The sequence below is a fragment of the Pseudomonas pergaminensis genome (assembly GCF_024112395.2).
GTDB lineage: Bacteria > Pseudomonadota > Gammaproteobacteria > Pseudomonadales > Pseudomonadaceae > Aquipseudomonas > Aquipseudomonas pergaminensis.
In genome coordinates, this window is sequence record NZ_CP078013.2 from 4,715,917 (window position 1) to 4,732,552 (window position 16,636).

Annotated in this window: 16 protein-coding genes; 13 read left to right on the plus strand and 3 right to left on the minus strand. The window is 60.9% G+C overall.

Translation table 11 applies throughout. The features are described from left to right. The first annotated feature begins 39 nt into the window (after nucleotides 1-39). The 5 genes from alc to KUA23_RS21345 all read left to right on the plus strand — a co-directional run bounded on the left by alc (nucleotide 40) and on the right by KUA23_RS21345 (nucleotide 5,797). A complete protein-coding gene (gene alc / locus KUA23_RS21325) occupies nucleotides 40-1,035 on the plus strand; it encodes an allantoicase (RefSeq protein ID WP_078049568.1) in 996 nt (331 codons plus the stop codon). A 119-nt stretch (nucleotides 1,036-1,154) separates the two neighbouring features. Then, nucleotides 1,155-1,658, plus strand: a complete 504-nt coding sequence (locus KUA23_RS21330) for an ureidoglycolate lyase (RefSeq protein WP_099492371.1) — start codon at nucleotides 1,155-1,157, stop codon at nucleotides 1,656-1,658. Nucleotides 1,659-1,709: 51 nt separating this feature from the next. Continuing rightward, a complete protein-coding gene (locus tag KUA23_RS21335; RefSeq protein ID WP_252992808.1) occupies nucleotides 1,710-3,020 on the plus strand; it encodes a urate hydroxylase PuuD in 1,311 nt (436 codons plus the stop codon). A 194-nt stretch (nucleotides 3,021-3,214) separates the two neighbouring features. Continuing rightward, complete coding sequence (locus KUA23_RS21340; RefSeq protein WP_016976352.1) at nucleotides 3,215-4,561, plus strand: nucleobase:cation symporter-2 family protein; 1,347 nt, start codon at nucleotides 3,215-3,217, stop codon at nucleotides 4,559-4,561. Nucleotides 4,562-5,011: 450 nt separating this feature from the next. Continuing rightward, nucleotides 5,012-5,797, plus strand: a complete 786-nt coding sequence (locus tag KUA23_RS21345) for an outer membrane protein OmpK (protein WP_078049570.1) — start codon at nucleotides 5,012-5,014, stop codon at nucleotides 5,795-5,797. Nucleotides 5,798-5,851: 54 nt separating this feature from the next. Here KUA23_RS21345 and KUA23_RS21350 read toward each other — a convergent pair whose 3' ends face one another. Together KUA23_RS21350 and KUA23_RS21355 are read right to left on the minus strand one after the other, a co-directional pair. Then, entirely contained in the window at nucleotides 5,852-6,985 is a 1,134-nt protein-coding gene (locus KUA23_RS21350; RefSeq protein WP_100492424.1) for a patatin-like phospholipase family protein, read from the minus strand. A gap of 42 nt (nucleotides 6,986-7,027) precedes the next feature. Beyond that, on the minus strand, nucleotides 7,028-7,960 hold the full coding sequence (locus KUA23_RS21355; protein ID WP_099492369.1) for a lipid A biosynthesis lauroyl acyltransferase: 933 nt from the start codon (nucleotides 7,958-7,960) through the stop codon (nucleotides 7,028-7,030). A 119-nt stretch (nucleotides 7,961-8,079) separates the two neighbouring features. On the opposite strand from KUA23_RS21355, the gene minC reads away from it, so the two are divergent. From minC to KUA23_RS21395, 8 genes are all read left to right on the plus strand, one after another. Next, the gene (gene minC / locus KUA23_RS21360; protein ID WP_078049573.1) at nucleotides 8,080-8,817 is read left to right on the plus strand and encodes a septum site-determining protein MinC; all 738 of its coding nucleotides are present in this window, start codon (nucleotides 8,080-8,082) and stop codon (nucleotides 8,815-8,817) included. A gap of 200 nt (nucleotides 8,818-9,017) precedes the next feature. Next, nucleotides 9,018-9,830, plus strand: coding sequence for a septum site-determining protein MinD (minD, locus tag KUA23_RS21365; protein WP_003175251.1), 813 nt, complete (start codon nucleotides 9,018-9,020; stop codon nucleotides 9,828-9,830). 3 nt (nucleotides 9,831-9,833) lie between these two features. Then, nucleotides 9,834-10,088 carry a cell division topological specificity factor MinE gene (gene minE / locus KUA23_RS21370; protein WP_003175252.1) on the plus strand — a complete coding sequence of 85 codons (255 nt, stop codon included), beginning with the start codon at nucleotides 9,834-9,836 and terminating at the stop codon, nucleotides 10,086-10,088. Nucleotides 10,089-10,183: 95 nt separating this feature from the next. After that, complete coding sequence (locus KUA23_RS21375) at nucleotides 10,184-10,819, plus strand: RluA family pseudouridine synthase (RefSeq protein ID WP_078049574.1); 636 nt, start codon at nucleotides 10,184-10,186, stop codon at nucleotides 10,817-10,819. 197 nt (nucleotides 10,820-11,016) lie between these two features. Then, nucleotides 11,017-12,306 (plus strand): M18 family aminopeptidase, encoded by a 1,290-nt coding sequence (locus KUA23_RS21380; RefSeq protein ID WP_025854984.1) that lies wholly within the window; start codon nucleotides 11,017-11,019, stop codon nucleotides 12,304-12,306. 207 nt (nucleotides 12,307-12,513) lie between these two features. After that, nucleotides 12,514-12,690: a hypothetical protein gene (locus KUA23_RS21385; RefSeq protein ID WP_177409498.1), complete on the plus strand. Its 177-nt coding sequence runs from the start codon at nucleotides 12,514-12,516 to the stop codon at nucleotides 12,688-12,690. A 52-nt stretch (nucleotides 12,691-12,742) separates the two neighbouring features. Next, nucleotides 12,743-14,908 (plus strand): mechanosensitive ion channel family protein, encoded by a 2,166-nt coding sequence (locus KUA23_RS21390; RefSeq protein WP_078049575.1) that lies wholly within the window; start codon nucleotides 12,743-12,745, stop codon nucleotides 14,906-14,908. Nucleotides 14,909-14,925: 17 nt separating this feature from the next. Then, nucleotides 14,926-16,272 (plus strand): amidohydrolase, encoded by a 1,347-nt coding sequence (locus KUA23_RS21395; protein ID WP_100492422.1) that lies wholly within the window; start codon nucleotides 14,926-14,928, stop codon nucleotides 16,270-16,272. A gap of 113 nt (nucleotides 16,273-16,385) precedes the next feature. On the opposite strand, the gene KUA23_RS21400 is transcribed toward KUA23_RS21395, so the two are convergent. After that, nucleotides 16,386-16,607, minus strand: a complete 222-nt coding sequence (locus KUA23_RS21400) for an MbtH family protein (RefSeq protein WP_065873388.1) — start codon at nucleotides 16,605-16,607, stop codon at nucleotides 16,386-16,388. Between the last annotated feature and the right edge of the window lie 29 nt (nucleotides 16,608-16,636).

A 16,636-nucleotide genomic window follows, 5' to 3' on the forward strand; every position in this document is an offset into this window, starting at 1 on the left:
GACCATCCCCAGCCACTTTATCTAAGGCAGACAAGAAGAATGAAAGCTTACGCCGTACCTTTCGAAAAGTTCGTCAACCTGGCCGACGCCCGCCTGGGCACCAAGATCATCTCCGTCACCGATGACTGGTTCGCCGACGCCAACCGCCTGTTCCAGCCGACTCCGGCCGTGTGGAAGGAGGGCGTTTTCGATGACAACGGCAAGTGGATGGACGGCTGGGAGTCGCGCCGCAAGCGCTTCGAAGGCTACGACAGCGCGGTGATCCGCCTGGGCGTGCCGGGTTCGATCAAGGGCGTGGACATCGACACTTCATTCTTCACCGGCAACTACCCGCCGTCGGCGTCCCTGGAAGCCTGCTTCCTGGCCTCGGGCGAGCCTGACGAAAACACCCAGTGGGTGGAAGTGCTGTCGGCCGTCGAGCTGCAGGGCAACAGCCACCACTACCACGAGATCAACAACGACCAGGCATTCAGCCACCTGCGCTTCAACATCTACCCGGATGGCGGCGTGGCGCGTCTGCGTGTGTACGGCGTGCCGTTCCGCGACTGGTCTTCGGTGGGCGACAACGAACAGGTCGACCTGGCTGCTGCCTTGAATGGTGGCCGCGCGCTGGCGTGCTCCGACGAGCACTTCGGCCGCATGAGCAACATCCTCAACCCGGGCCGTGGCATCAACATGGGCGACGGCTGGGAAACCGCACGTCGTCGCACGCCAGGCAATGACTGGGTGATTGTCGCCCTGGGCCACCCAGGCGAGATCGAGAAGATCATCGTCGATACCCTGCACTTCAAGGGCAACTACCCGGACACCTGCTCGATCCAGGGCGCGTTCGTGAAGGGCGGCACCGACAGCCAGATCGAAACCCAATCGCTGTTCTGGCGCGAACTGCTGCCGGCGCAGAAGCTGGAAATGCACGCTGAACACACGTTCGCCGAGCAGATCAAGGCGCTGGGCCCGATTACCCACATCCGCCTGAACGTGTTCCCGGATGGTGGCGTGAGCCGCCTGCGCGTATTGGGCAAGGTAGCTAAGTAAGCGGTGAACCCATCGCAGGCAAGCCAGCTCCCACAGGGGAATGCATTCCCAGTGTGGGAGCGGGCTTGCCCGCGATGACAACAGATCAAACAACACAGTATTCGGATAAGAAGACAGCCATGCGCACACTGATGATCGAACCCCTGACCAAAGAAGCCTTCGCCCCTTTCGGAGACGTTATCGAAACCGACGGCAGCGATCACTTCATGATCAACAACGGGTCGACCATGCGCTTCCACAAACTGGCAACGGTGGAAACCGCCAAGCCAGAGGACAACGCCATCATCAGCATCTTCCGCGCCGACGCGCAGGACATGCCGCTGACCGTGTGCATGCTGGAACGACACCCGCTGGGCAGCCAGGCTTTCATTCCGCTGCTCGGCAACCCCTTTCTGATCGTGGTCGCGCCACTTGGCGATGCACCTGTATCGGGCTTGGTCCGCGCCTTCGTCACCAACGGCAGGCAGGGCATTAATTACCATCGCGGCGTCTGGCACCACCCGGTGCTGACGATCGAAAAGCGGGATGACTTCCTGGTGGTTGATCGCAGTGGCACAGGCAATAACTGCGATGAGCATTTTTTCAAAGAGGATGAGCGGTTGATCCTCGCCCCCCACCAATAAGAGAAGGTCTGATCACCCGACAACAAGGGTGACAGGCGAGAGGTAAAGACTGTGGAAGCACATTTGATGGAATGGCTGAACCTGAGCGTGCGCTGGGTTCACATGATCACGGGCGTCGCGTGGATCGGCGCTTCTTTCTACTTCGTCTGGCTGGAAAACAACCTCAATCGCGTCAACCCCAAGAGCGGCCTGGCCGGTGACTTGTGGGCGATCCACGGTGGCGGTATCTACCACCTGGAAAAATACAAACTGGCCCCTCCGACCATGCCGGACAACCTGCACTGGTTCAAATGGGAAGCCTATTTCACCTGGATGTCCGGCATCGCGCTGCTGTGCGTAGTGTTTTACTGGAACCCCACGTTGTACCTGCTGGCCCCTGGCAGCAGCCTCAGTGGTCCGGAAGGCGTATTGCTGGGCATTGGCTCATTGTTCGCCGGCTGGTTCATCTACTCCTTCCTCTGCGATTCGGCCCTGGGCAAGCGCCCTGCCCTGCTCGGTTTCATCCTGTTCGTGCTGTTGATTGCCGCCGCGTACGGCTTCAGCAAAGTGTTCAGTGGCCGTGGCGCCTACCTGCACGTGGGTGCGGTGATCGGCACCATCATGGTGGGCAACGTGTTCCGCATCATCATGCCGGCGCAACGTGCACTGGTCGCGGCGATCGCCGAGAACCGCACACCAGACCCGGCGCTGCCGGCCAAAGGCCTGCTGCGTTCACGGCACAACAACTACTTCACCTTGCCGGTGCTGTTCATCATGATCAGCAACCACTTCCCGAGCACCTACGGCAGCCAATACAACTGGCTGATCCTGGCCGGTATCGCGGTGGCGGCGGTGTTGGTGCGGCACTACTTCAACACCCGGCATAACAGCCAGAAGTATGCGTGGACGTTGCCGGTAGGCGCGCTGGCGATGATTTGCCTAGCGTATGTGACCGGGCCAAAACCGGTATCGACTTCGCCAGAAGTGGCCAAGGCACCCGCGGCAATCGAGTATCAGCCATTGCCGGAAACCGCAGTGGGTGGTGGCCTGAAACCTGCTGCACCTGCTGCACCGGCTGCTCCGGCTGCTCCGGCGGCCGAACCGGCACCGGCCCAGGCCACCACCGATTTCGGCCAGGTCCACAGCGTGATCGAACAGCGTTGCACCGTGTGCCATTCGGCCAAGCCCACCAGCCCACTGTTCAGCACCGCGCCGGCTGGGGTGATGTTTGACACCCCGGCACAGATCCAGCAGCAGGCCGCGCGTATTCAAGCGCAGGCCGTGGCGAGCCAGATCATGCCGTTGGGCAACATCACCCAGATGACCCAGCAGGAACGGGACTTGATTGGCACCTGGATCAATCAGGGGGCCCGTACCAACTGACAGCCTGATGCAAATCCAATGGTGGGAGCGGGCTTGCTCGCGAATGCGAGGGTTCAGTCACTTATGTTTTGAATGACACACCGCTTTCGCGAGCAAGCCCGCTCCCACAGGGGCTTTGCAGCGTTTTCAAGCGCAAGTTCCACCCGGCAATTGAATGCCAAACAACACAACAATAAAAAGATCCGAGGTGCTGCATGACCGAGTTAGCCGAACCGCAGATTCCTGCCGCGCCCGCCATGGTGCGGCTGCCCCTCTTGCAACTGATTCTGGTAGGCCTGCAACACGTCTTGCTGATGTACGGCGGCGCCGTCGCCGTGCCCCTGATTATTGGCCAAGCCGCCGGCCTGAGCCGTGAAGAAATCGCCTTCCTGATCAACGCCGACCTGCTGGTGGCCGGGATCGCCACCATGGTGCAGTCGTTTGGCATCGGCCCGGTGGGCATTCGCATGCCGGTGATGATGGGCGCCAGTTTTGCCGCCGTCGGCAGCATGGTCGCCATGGCCGGCATGCCCGGCATCGGCTTGCAGGGGATCTTCGGCGCAACCATCGCCGCCGGGTTCTTCGGCATGCTGATCGCGCCGTTCATGTCCAAGGTCGTACGCTTTTTCCCACCACTGGTGACCGGCACGGTGATCACCGCGATCGGCCTGTCGCTGTTTCCGGTGGCCGTGAACTGGGCCGGGGGCGGCAGTGCCGCCGCCACATTTGGCTCGCCGATCTACCTGGCGATTGCCGCACTGGTACTGGCCACCATCCTACTGATCAACCGCTTCATGCGCGGTTTCTGGGTGAATATCTCGGTGCTGATCGGCATGGGCCTGGGCTACGCCTTGTGCGGTGCGCTCGGCATGGTCGACCTCAGCGGCCTGGCGATGGCGCCGTGGGTGCAAGTGGTGACGCCGCTGCACTTCGGCATGCCCAAGTTCGAGTTGGCGCCGATCCTGTCGATGTGCCTGGTGGTAGTGATCATCTTTGTCGAATCCACCGGGATGTTTCTCGCGCTGGGCAAGATCACCGGCCAGGATGTCACGCCGAAGATGCTGCGCCGTGGCCTGTTGTGTGATGCCGGTGCGTCATTCTTTGCCGGCTTCTTCAACACCTTCACCCACTCTTCCTTCGCGCAGAACATCGGCCTGGTGCAGATGACCGGCGTGCGTTGCCGTTCGGTGACGATCATGGCCGGGGTCTTCCTGATTGTGCTGAGCCTGTTGCCCAAGGCCGCCTACCTCGTGGCATCGATTCCACCGGCGGTGCTGGGCGGCGCGGCCATCGCCATGTTCGGCATGGTGGCGGCGACCGGGATCAAGATCCTGCAGGAAGCCGACATCGCCGACCGTCGCAACCAGTTGCTGGTGGCGGTGAGTATCGGCATGGGCCTGATCCCCGTGGTGCGCCCGGAGTTCTTCGCGCAGCTACCGCTGTGGATGAGCCCGATTACCCACAGTGGCATCGCCATGGCCACGCTCAGCGCGTTGTCGCTGAATATCCTGTTCAACATTCTCGGTGGCGCTGAACGCCCTGAAGTCGCTCATACGCATTGATTCCCCCTGTTACTAAAAAGCAAAGAATAAAAACAATAACGAAACAGGGAACACAAGCATGCACACCCTTCACCTGGGGCCGGCCACAAGCCGTGCCCCATTCTCGCCCCACGCGCTCTGTTACAGCGCACTTGAGCCACGGCCTGGGAGCCAGTATTCTCCGCGCCCGCTCGAATCGACTCAAAAAAAAACAGCAAATGTAAAAGCTGACTGCAAGGCCAACTTATCCCGGCCTCATGTCTGCGGCCAAAGTGCGCAAACGTCCTCTGAATTCGACTGCATCCCATGCAGCCGACGGGGATTTTTTGGCTTTTTAAACACCTTGGCGCAGCTCTTGCTAAAAGCACTAAAGCTGACCGAACAGACGATTTTTGCAGCGAACCAAAAGGCGCCACACCAGAGCGTCTGCGTAGAAGAAAAACCATAAAACTTTAACTCGGGAGCAACCGAATGAAACCTATGTTCAAAGGCCTGATGCTGGCGGGATCCCTGCTGGCCGGTGGCCAAGCCGTGGCCGGTGACCTGTTGCAGTGGCAGAACAACAGCCTGACTTACTTGTGGGGCAAGAGCTTTACCGTCAACCCGCAGATCCAGCAAACCGTCACGTTCGAACATGCCGATGCCTGGAAGTACGGCGACAACTTCTTCTTCCTCGACCGCATCTTTTATAACGGCAAGGAAGACGGCAATGTGGGCCCGAATACTTACTACGGCGAGTTCAGCCCACGTTTGTCGTTCGGCAAGATTCTGGACAAGGACCTGTCATTCGGCCCGATCAAGGATGTATTGCTGGCACTCACTTACGAGTTCGGCGAAGGCGATAACGAGTCGTACCTGGTGGGCCCTGGTTTTGACTTGAACATCCCCGGTTTCGATTACTTCCAGTTGAACTTCTACCAGCGCCAGACCGAAGGCAATCGCCCGGGTGACGGTGTTTGGCAGATCACCCCGGTGTGGTCGTACACAATCCCGGTGGGCAACTCGAATATCCTGATCGACGGCTTTATGGACTGGGTAGTCGACAATGATACGAACGCCCGTGGTACTTACCACGCCAACCTGCACTTCAACCCACAAGTCAAATACGACCTGGGCAAAGCGCTGCATTGGGGCGACAAGCAGTTGTATGTGGGTTTTGAATACGACTACTGGAAGAACAAGTACGGGATTGAAGATTCGGGTGCATTCAAGACAAACCAGGACACCGCTAGTTTCCTGGTCAAGTACCACTTCTGACCCTGGCTGATTTTCCATGCCCCTCCCCCTGTAGGAGCCCGGCTTGCCGGGCGCCTACAGGTTCGGCGTGAGGCCTAGGAACCGCGACAACTCTTCACGCTTGGCCAACGCATCGCGCCGCCCCAACTCAATCAATTCGCTGCAATACCCCGCCTCGAACAGCAAGTAACTCAACACCCCTGCCCCGCTGGTCTTGGTCGCTCCCGGCCCGCGTAAAAACATACGCAATGCCGCCGGCAATTCCTGCCGATGCCGCGCCGCGATTTCATCGATGGGTTGGCTCGGTGCAATCACCAGCACCTCCACCGCCGCCACGCCAGGCGCGGCATGGCTGTACTGATTCAAGCGTTCCAGCAATTCGATGTCGCTTTCCAGGCTGTCAATGAACGTGCTGTTGAGCATGTGCCCGCCGATCTGCGCCAGGGTCGGCTCCTGGCCGGTGTAGGTACGTTGCGTCGCCGGTTCATTGCCGCGCGGGTTGCCACTGACGCCGACCACCAGCACGCGGCTGGCGCCCAGGTGCAACGCCGGGCTGATCGGTGCCGATTGCCGCACGGCGCCATCGCCAAAATACTCCTGGTCGAGCTTCACCGGGGCGAACAGTAAGGGAATCGCCGAACTGGCCAGCAGGTGCTCAACCGTCAGTTGGGTCGGCACGCCGATGCGGCGGTGGCGTAACCAGGCGTCGATGGTGCCGCCGCCCTGGTAGAAAGTTACCGCTTGCCCGGACTCGTAACCGAAGGCCGTCACCGCAACGGCGTGCAGGTGCTTGTGGCGGATAGCCTCGTCGATGCCCTCAAGGTTCAAGCGCTCTTGCAACAATTCGCGCAACGGCGAGCTGTTCAGCAGTGCCACCGGCACTTGGGCACCAATGCCCAGCAGGCTGTGGATGAAAAAGCGGCCCGCCTGACGAATCACCCCCGGCCAATCGCTGCGCAGCACCAGATGGCTGCGAAAGCCCTGCCAGAACGCGGTCAGGCGTTGGATGGCGGCGGTGAAGTCCATGGCACCACTGGCCAGGGTTACTGCGTTGATCGCGCCGGCCGAGGTGCCGACGATCACCGGGAAAGGGTTCGGCGACCCTGGCGGCAACAACTCGGCAATGGCCGCCAATACCCCTACCTGATACGCCGCTCGCGCCCCACCGCCGGAAAGAATCAAGCCAGTAACCGGTTCAGCTGGGCGCATTGCGTCACTCCATGTGGGCCATCAAGGGAAGGTTCGGTCTTATCAGCGGCGTTTTTCGTACAGCTTGGCTTCACCCGGCGGCCGGCTCTTGAAGCGGCGATGGGTCCACAGGTATTGCTCGGGGCATTCACGTACCGAGGCTTCGACCCACTGGTTGATGCGCAGGCAGTCGACTTCATCGCTCTCGCCGGGGAAGTCGGTCAACGGCGGGTGGATCACCAGGCGGTAGCCGCTGCCGTCGGCCAGGCGCTCCTGGGTGAACGGCACCACCAGCGCCTTGCCCAGGCGGGCGAACTTGCTGGTGGCGGTCACGGTGGCGGCCTGGATGCCGAACAGCGGCACGAAGATGCTTTGCTTGGCGCCGTAGTCCTGGTCCGGTGCGTACCAGATGGCGCGACCGGCGCGCAGCAGCTTGAGCATGCCACGCACGTCTTCGCGCTCCACGGCCAGGGAATCGAGGTTATGACGCTCGCGGCCACGGCGCTGGATATAGTCGAACAACGGGTTGCCGTGCTCGCGGTACATGCCATCAATGGTGTGCTTCTGCCCCAGCAGCGCTGCGCCGATTTCCAGGGTGGTGAAGTGCAGGGCCATGAGGATCACGCCCTTGCCATCCAGCTGGGCCTGCTTGAGGTGTTCCAGGCCTTCGACGTGGGCCAGGCGCGCCAGGCGCTGGCGCGACCACCACCAGCTCATGGCCATTTCAAAGAACGCGATGCCGGTGGAGGCAAAGTTTTCCTTGAGCAAATGTTTACGCTCTTTGGCGGATTTTTCCGGGAAGCACAGTTCCAGGTTTCGCGCAGCGATGCGGCGACGTTCGCCGGCCACGCGGTACATACCCGCACCCAGCAGGCGACCAATCGCCAGCAGCGCACGGTACGGCAGTTGGGTGACCAGCCACAGCAGGCCGAGTCCCAGCCATAACAGCCAAAAACGCGGGTGAAAAAATACAGCTCGAAAACGCGGGCGATCCATTACAGATTCCGGTAAAGACAAGGGCCGCGCATTCTACAACGGTTCGACTCGGCTTGCGGCCCGTGAGTGTTCTCGTTATAAGTCTCGACACTTTTCGTGACAAGCCGCTTTTGCCGACCATGAGCCAAACCGAACCGCTAGACCAAGATCCCGTGTTCCAGCTGAAAGGCAGCATGCTCGCCATCACCGTGCTGGAACTCGCCCGTAATGACCTCGAGGCCCTGGACCGCCAGCTGGCCGCCAAGGTCGCCCTGGCGCCGAATTTCTTCAACAATGCCCCGCTGGTGCTGGCCCTGGACAAACTGCCCGCCGGCCAGGGCAGCATCGATCTGCCTGGCCTGATGCGTGTGTGTCGCTCCCATGGGCTGCGCACCCTCGCGATTCGCGCCAGCCGTATCGAGGACATTGCCGCCGCCATCGCCATTGAACTGCCAGTACTGCCACCGTCCGGCGCGCGCGAGCGTCCGCTTGAACCATTGGTCGGTGAAGAGAAGAAAAAACCGGAAAAACCACCCGAGCCTGCGATCAAGCCTACAAAGATCATCACCTCGCCCGTACGCGGCGGGCAGCAAATTTACGCCCAGGGTGGCGACCTTGTGGTGATCTCCTCGGTCAGTCCGGGGGCGGAACTTCTGGCCGATGGCAACATCCATGTATACGGCCCGATGCGCGGACGTGCCCTCGCCGGCATCAAGGGAGATACCAAGGCCCGTATTTTTTGCCAGCAGTTGACCGCTGAGCTAGTGTCCATCGCAGGCCAGTACAAGGTTTCAGAAGATTTGCGCCGTGATCCGCTGTGGGGGGCTTCGGTGCAGGTCAACCTGTCGGGCGATGTGTTGAACATCATCCGTCTTTAACGGATACTGCCGCATTTTCCAAGCATCTCTAGACTCTGATAGCACAGCGAAACCGGCAAGACTTGCGTAGGAATAATCGGAAGTGGCGTTTCCCCTAGGGAAACCCCATCTTTTTCCTACAAAGGCTGTCCGCCTGCAGCGAGTTCCAAGAGATGTTTTTCAGGGACCGAAATGTCCTTTTTCCTTAGGGGTGAAACACCTTGGCCAAGATTCTCGTGGTTACATCCGGCAAGGGTGGTGTGGGTAAGACCACCACCAGCGCCGCTATCGGTACCGGTCTCGCTCTGCGCGGCCACAAGACAGTTATCGTCGACTTCGACGTCGGCTTGCGTAACCTCGACCTGATCATGGGCTGCGAGCGCCGCGTGGTGTATGACTTCGTCAACGTGGTCAACGGTGAAGCCAACCTGCAACAGGCCCTGATCAAGGACAAGCGCCTTGAGAACCTGTACGTGCTGGCCGCGAGCCAGACCCGTGACAAAGACGCGCTGACCAAAGAAGGCGTAGGCAAAGTCCTCGCCGAGCTGAAGGAAACCTTCGAATACGTGGTCTGCGACTCGCCGGCCGGTATCGAGACCGGTGCTCACCTGGCAATGTACTTCGCCGATGAAGCCATCGTGGTCACCAACCCGGAAGTGTCCTCCGTACGTGACTCGGACCGCATGCTCGGCCTGCTGGCCAGCAAATCCAAGCGCGCCGAGGAAGGCCAGGACCCGATCAAGGAGCACCTGCTGCTCACCCGCTACAACCCTGAGCGCGTCAGCAACGGCGAAATGCTGGGCGTTGAAGACGTGAAGGAAATCCTCGCCGTGACCCTGCTGGGTGTGATCCCGGAATCCCAGGCCGTCCTGAAGGCTTCCAACCAGGGTGTTCCAGTGATTCTTGACGACCAGAGCGACGCCGGCCAGGCGTACAGCGATGCCGTTGATCGCTTGCTGGGCAAGACCGTGGAACATCGCTTCCTCGATGTTAAGAAGAAGGGATTCTTCGAGCGTATCTTTGGAGGCAACTAAACAATGAAATTTCTCGACTTCTTTCGCGCCAACAAAAAGCCAAGTACCGCGTCGGTAGCGAAAGAGCGTCTACAGATCATCGTGGCGCACGAACGCGGCCAACGCAGCACGCCGGACTACCTGCCAGCCTTGCAGAAGGAACTGGTCGAGGTGATCCGCAAGTACGTCAATATCGGCAACGATGACGTGCATGTCGCCCTGGAAAATGACGGCAGCTGCTCGATTCTGGAACTCAATATCACCCTGCCTGATCGTTGATCGAAAAGGCGGCTGCCACGGCGGCTCGTTCACCCTGACCTGTTTTACGGGCCGGGTGGGCGAGCCGCCGTTGGCGTTTGTTACGAGGCTGTTTAATGCCGTTGTCCACTATCCATATCCTCTATCAGGACGACGCTGTCCTGGTGGTGAACAAGCCCACCCTGCTGCTCTCGGTGCCTGGCCGCGCCGATGACAACAAGGATTGCCTGATCACCCGCCTGCAGGAAAACGGCTACCCCGAAGCCCGCATCGTCCATCGCCTGGACTGGGAAACCTCTGGGATCATCCTGCTGGCCCGGGACGCCGACACCCACCGCGAATTGTCCCGCCAGTTTCACGACCGTGAAACCGAAAAGGCTTACACCGCCCTGGCCTGGGGCCAACCGGAACTGGACAGCGGCAGCATCGACCTGCCCCTGCGCTACGACCCGCCGACCAAGCCTCGCCATGTGGTCGACCATGAATTCGGCAAGCATGCGCTGACCTTCTGGAAGGTGTTGGAACGGTGTGGCGACTGGTGCCGCGTCGAGCTGACGCCGATCACCGGGCGCTCGCATCAGTTGCGCGTGCACATGCTCTCGATCGGCCACCCGCTGTTGGGTGATGGCCTGTATGCCCATGAGCAGGCCCTGGCCGCCTGGCCGCGCCTGTGCCTGCACGCCAGCATGCTGAGCTTCACCCACCCGCAAAGTGGCGAGCGTTTGCGCTTCGAGTGCCCCGCCCCTTTTTAAAGCTGCGAACGCAGTACATTGTGGGAGCTGGCTTGCCTGCGATAGCGGTCTATCTGTGCCAAATGCATTGACTGACACACCGCTATCGCAGGCAAGCCAGCTCCCACAGTAGTTTTGTGTGTTGCTCAAGAAGGTAGCTTCACGCCAAATCGCGAGCCAATACGGTAAACTCCGCGCATTGCTGTCTGGAGCTATTTATGCGCGAAGCGTTGAATCAAGGCCTGATCGACTTCCTCAAGGCCTCCCCTACTCCTTTTCATGCCACTGCTGCCCTGGCCCAGCGCCTGGAAGCGGCCGGCTACCAGCGTCTCGACGAGCGCGAAACCTGGACCACCGAGGCCAACGGGCGCTATTACGTCACCCGTAACGATTCCTCGATCATCGCCTTCAAGCTCGGCCGTCATTCGCCGCTGCAAGGCGGTATCCGCCTGGTCGGCGCCCACACCGACAGCCCGTGCCTGCGGGTCAAGCCCCAGCCTGAACTGCAACGCCAGGGCTTCTGGCAGTTGGGCGTGGAAGTCTACGGCGGCGCGCTGCTGGCGCCGTGGTTCGACCGCGACCTGTCCCTGGCCGGCCGCGTCACTTTCCGCCGCGATGGCAAGGTCGAAAGCCAGCTGATCGATTTCAAGCTGCCGATTGCCATCATCCCCAACCTGGCCATTCACCTGAACCGTGAAGCCAACCAGGGTTGGGCGATCAATGCCCAGACCGAGCTGCCGCCGATCCTCGCGCAATTTGCCGGTGACGAGCGCGTGGACTTCCGCGCCGTGCTCACCGAGCAGCTTGCGCGGGAACATGGCTTGAACGCCGATGTGGTGCTCGACTACGAGCTGAGCTTCTACGACACGCAAAGCGCTGCGGTCATCGGCCTGAACGGCGACTTCATCGCTGGCGCACGCCTGGATAACCTGCTGTCGTGCTACGCGGGCCTGCAAGCCCTGCTCACCAGCGACAGCGAAGAAACCTGCGTGCTGGTGTGCAACGACCACGAAGAGGTCGGCTCCTGCTCGGCGTGCGGCGCCGATGGCCCGATGCTCGAGCAGACCCTGCGCCGCCTGCTGCCGGAAGGTGATGAATTCGTACGCACCATTCAGAAATCCCTGTTGGTATCGGCCGACAACGCCCACGGCGTGCACCCGAACTACGCCGAGAAGCACGACGCCAACCACGGTCCCAAGCTCAATGCCGGCCCGGTGATCAAGGTCAACAGCAATCAGCGCTACGCCACCAACAGCGAAACCGCCGGGTTCTTCCGCCACCTGTGCATGGCTCAGGAAGTGCCGGTGCAGAGCTTCGTGGTGCGCAGCGACATGGGTTGCGGCTCCACCATCGGCCCGATCACCGCCAGCCACCTGGGCGTGCGCACCGTGGACATCGGCCTGCCGACGTTTGCCATGCACTCCATTCGCGAACTGTGCGGCAGCCATGACCTGGCGCATCTGGTCAAGGTGTTGGGTGCGTTTTATGCAAGCCACGACCTGCCCTGATAATTAGGGCTGACTCGGTCAAAAATGTGGGAGCGGGCTTGCTCGCGAATGCAGAGTGTCAGTCAAAGATGTTGTGACTGATCCACCGCATTCGCGAGCAAGCCCGCTCCCACATTAGTTCTGCGTACACCTGATCTGCATCACCTGCATTTTCCGCAATCCGACCTAGACTTGTCAGTATTCCCACTCCGACAAGGCCGTCGCACCATGATCTCCATGTCCTCCTTCCACGCCATGCTTATCCCGATCATGATCGGCATGATCCTGTTGGCGGTAGGCTTCAACTTCCGTGACAAGCCCCTCGGCGTATTCGGCATGTGGATCGGCATGCTGCTGATCCTGGGCACCGTGGTGTACAAGATCCTCGCCAAACTGGCCGAATGACGATTGCACTCGTACACTCGGTCAATTCGTCGTTTCCAAGGTTGACCGCCTCGTGCTTTCCCGTCTGTTTGCCCTGCCCTGCTATTGCCTGATTGCCCTGCTCACCCTGCTGCCGCTCGCGCCTGCCCAAGCCGTGAGCTTGCCTGGCTTGCTGGGCAGTACCAATAAGACCCAACCCCAGGCCGAAGTGCCGCTGGGGCAGTCGTTGGACGAGGTGATCAAAACCCTGGAGAACGACCAGCAGCGTACCCAGTTGCTCACTGACCTGAAAAAACTGCGCGCCGCCACACAAAAAGCCCAGCCTGCCGCCGAGCAGGGGGTACTGGGGCTGATCGGCAGTACGCTGTCCGGTTTTGAGCAGCAGTTCTCCGGCGCCGACAGCCCGTTGGGGCGCTGGTCCAACGAGGTCGACCTGGCCAAGGAAGAACTCAGCGCGCTGATGCTGCCGGCCAACGAATGGCTGCCGATCATTTTCGGGTTTGCCCTGATCCTGGCGGTCTGGAGCCTGCTCGCCGCCGCGCTGATCTGGCTCAGCCACCGCGTTCGCGAACGCTTCGGCCTGCCCGAAGAACTGCCGCAACACCCGCGCACCTGGGACATGGTGCGCTTTGCCCTGCGCAAACTCGGCCCGTGGCTGATCGCCCTGGTGATCACGGTCTACCTGAGCTATGCGCTGCCCTCGTCCCTGGGCAAATCCCTGGCGATGGTCCTGGCCTACGCGCTGGTGGTGGGCACCTGTTTTTCGGCCATCTGCGTGATTGCCTTCTCCGTGCTCGACGGTCCCCATCGTCATCGCGCGTTGTATATCCTGCGCCACCAGGCCTTCCGCCCACTCTGGTGGATCGGCAGTTTTGCCGCCTTCGGTGAAGCCTTGAGCGACCCGCGCTTGGTTCAGGCCCTGGGCCAGCACTTGTCCCATACGGCTGCAACGGTCGCCAATGTGATGGCGGCGCTGTCCACCGGCGTATTCATCCTGCGTTTCCGCCGGCCCATCGCCCACCTGATCCGCAACCAGCCACTGTCGCGCCGCCTGACGCGCCGCGCCCTCAGTGACACCATCGAAATCATCGGCTCCTTCTGGTACATCCCGGCGTTGTTGCTGGTGGGCATCTCGCTGTTCGCCACCTTTGTCTCTGCCGGCGATACCAGCACGGCCTTGCGCCAGTCCCTGCTGTGCACCGTGTTGCTGGTGCTGTGCATGGTGATCAACGGGTTGGTGCGTCGCCACGCCCTCAAGCCGCAACGCGGGCACAAACGCCATGCGCTGTACTCCGAGCGCCTGAAAAGCTTCGTCTACACCCTGGCCCACCTGGTGGTATGGCTGGTGTTTATCGAATTAGGCCTGCGCGTGTGGGGCCTGTCGCTGATCCGTTTTACCGAAGGCGACGGCCATGAAATCAGCGTCAAGCTGTTCGGCCTCGGCGGCACGCTGCTGTTCGCCTGGCTGATCTGGATCCTCAGTGACACCGCGATCCATCACGCCCTCACCCGTTCGCGCAAAGGCCTGGCCAATGCGCGGGCGCAAACCATGATGCCGTTGATCCGCAACGTGTTGTTCGTGACCATCTTTATCATCGCCGCGATTGTCGCCCTGGCGAACATGGGCATGAACGTCACGCCGCTGCTGGCGGGTGCCGGTGTGATCGGCCTGGCCATCGGCTTTGGTGCGCAATCGCTGGTGGCAGACTTGATCACCGGCCTGTTCATCATCATCGAAGACTCCCTGGCCATCGATGACTACGTGGATGTCGGCGGCCACCTGGGGACGGTGGAAGGCCTGACCATCCGCACCGTGCGCCTGCGCGACATCGACGGCATCGTGCACACCATTCCGTTCAGCGAGATCAAGAGCATCAAGAACTACTCACGGGAGTTCGGCTACGCGATCTTCCGGGTGGCGATTCCCTACAACATGGAAATCGACGACGCCATCAAGCTGATGCGCGATGTCGGCCAGAAAATGCGCAACGACCCTCTGCAACGTCGCAATATCTGGTCGCCACTGGAGATCCAGGGCGTAGAGAGTTTCGAATCCGGCAGCGCGATCCTGCGCGCACGCTTCAAGACGGCGCCGATCAAGCAGTGGGAAGTGTCGCGGGCGTTCAACCTGTCGCTCAAGCGTCATCTGGATGAAGCCGGGCTGGACCTGGCCACGCCGCGCTTGAGTGTGCAGGTGGTGACCGCCGGCACGGTGCAGGAGAAAGATCAACAACAATAAACTCAGGAGAGGTCCTTATGCGTTTAACCGGTCTGACACACCAATGGGCGTTCGGCATGCTGTGCGCTGTGGCCAGCAGTGTCGTGGTTGCCGCCAGCAGCGACCAGGAGAGTGCCCGGGAGGCAATCGCCACCCAGGCAACGGCACTTGAGCCGGCGCTGCTGGAAACCCGACGCGACATTCACGCCCACCCTGAACTGGGCAACACCGAAACCCGCACGGCCGAGCTGGTCGCCAAACAGCTGCGTGACCTGGGCCTTGAGGTCAAGACCGGTGTCGCCCGCACCGGCGTGGTCGCCGTACTCAAAGGCGCCCTGCCCGGCCCGACCGTCGCCTTGCGTGCCGACATGGATGCACTACCGGTGAAGGAAGTCGCCGACTTGCCTTTCGCCTCCAAAGCCAAAGGCACCTACTTGGGCAAGGACGTCGACGTGATGCACGCCTGCGGCCACGACGCCCATGTCGCCATCCTGCTGAGCACTGCGAAGATCCTGACCGGCATGCGCGAACGCCTGCCCGGCACCGTGGTGTTCTACTTCCAACCGGCCGAAGAAGGCCCGAGTGATTTCATCCCCGACGGTAAAAATACCTGGGGGGCCAAAATGATGGTGCAAGAAGGCGTGATGAAGGCGCCCAAGCCGGACGCAGTGTTTGGCTTGCATGTGTGGGCGGGTGTACCCGCCGGCCAGATTGCCTACCGCCCAGGACCGACCCTGGCCAGCTCGGATGACTTGCGCATCAAGATCCTTGGCAAACAGACCCACGCCGGTCGCCCCTGGGACGGCATCGACCCGATCACCGTGGGCGCAGAGACCATCGTCGGCCTGCAAACCGTGGTCAGCCGCCGCACCGACATTTCCTCGTTCCCCTCAGTGGTGAGCATTGGCACCATCAACGGTGGCACGCGCTACAACATCATCCCTGAGTCGGTGGACATGACCGGCACCATTCGCTCCTACGACTACGGCATCCGCCAGAAACTGCACGCGGATGTGCGGCAGACCGTGGAAAAAATCGCCGAAAGCGGCGGCGCCAAGGCCGAAGTCACCATCATCGAGAAGTACGACCCCACCATCAACAACCCGGCGTTGACCGAGAAGATGCTGCCGAGCCTGCGCTGGGCGGCCAAGGATGACGTGGTGCAGGCCCCGCTGGTGGGCGGCGCCGAAGATTTCTCGTTTTATGCCAAGGAAACACCGGGGCTGTTTGTGTTCCTGGGGGTGACGCCGAGGGATCAGGACATGAGCAAGGCGGCGCCGAACCACAACCCGGGGTTCTTTGTGGATGAGTCAGCGCTGGTAGTGGGGGTGAGGACGTTGGCGTCGTTGGCGACGGATTACCTGTACGCCAACCAGGCACTGTAAAGCGTTTCTGTGGGAGCGGGCTTGCCCGTGATGGCGGTGTGTCAGGCGATGTATTCGATGACTGGTAAACCGCTATCGCGGGCAAGCCCGCTCCCACATTTGATTTGCGGTGCTTAAGCGAGCGTGGCGCCATCCATCTTCTGGCGCAGGCTCAGTGGACGCATATCGGTCCAGACTTCTTCGATGTAGGCCAGGCACTCTTTCTTCATGCCGCTCTTTCCCACGGTGCGCCAGCCTTCCGGCACAGCCTTGTAATCGGGCCAGATGGAATACTGTTCTTCATGGTTGACCACTACCTGAAACAGGATGTCGTCGCGGTCAAATACTGAGGTCATTGCTGTTCTCCATCGCTAAAAGGCTGGCT

Bases quoted from the DNA above. Each gene is read 5' to 3' on its own strand.
- alc (WP_078049568.1), top strand. From the start codon at position 40: ATGAAAGCTTACGCCGTACCTTTCGAAAAGTTCGTCAACCTGGCCGAC.
- KUA23_RS21330 (WP_099492371.1), top strand. From the start codon at position 1,155: ATGCGCACACTGATGATCGAACCCCTGACCAAAGAAGCCTTCGCCCCT.
- KUA23_RS21340 (WP_016976352.1), top strand. From the start codon at position 3,215: ATGACCGAGTTAGCCGAACCGCAGATTCCTGCCGCGCCCGCCATGGTG.
- KUA23_RS21345 (WP_078049570.1), top strand. From the start codon at position 5,012: ATGAAACCTATGTTCAAAGGCCTGATGCTGGCGGGATCCCTGCTGGCC.
- KUA23_RS21350 (WP_100492424.1), bottom strand. From the start codon at position 6,985: ATGCGCCCAGCTGAACCGGTTACTGGCTTGATTCTTTCCGGCGGTGGG.
- KUA23_RS21355 (WP_099492369.1), bottom strand. From the start codon at position 7,960: ATGGATCGCCCGCGTTTTCGAGCTGTATTTTTTCACCCGCGTTTTTGG.
- minC (WP_078049573.1), top strand. From the start codon at position 8,080: ATGAGCCAAACCGAACCGCTAGACCAAGATCCCGTGTTCCAGCTGAAA.
- minE (WP_003175252.1), top strand. From the start codon at position 9,834: ATGAAATTTCTCGACTTCTTTCGCGCCAACAAAAAGCCAAGTACCGCG.
- KUA23_RS21375 (WP_078049574.1), top strand. From the start codon at position 10,184: ATGCCGTTGTCCACTATCCATATCCTCTATCAGGACGACGCTGTCCTG.
- KUA23_RS21380 (WP_025854984.1), top strand. From the start codon at position 11,017: ATGCGCGAAGCGTTGAATCAAGGCCTGATCGACTTCCTCAAGGCCTCC.
- KUA23_RS21385 (WP_177409498.1), top strand. From the start codon at position 12,514: ATGATCTCCATGTCCTCCTTCCACGCCATGCTTATCCCGATCATGATC.
- KUA23_RS21395 (WP_100492422.1), top strand. From the start codon at position 14,926: ATGCGTTTAACCGGTCTGACACACCAATGGGCGTTCGGCATGCTGTGC.
- KUA23_RS21400 (WP_065873388.1), bottom strand. From the start codon at position 16,607: ATGACCTCAGTATTTGACCGCGACGACATCCTGTTTCAGGTAGTGGTC.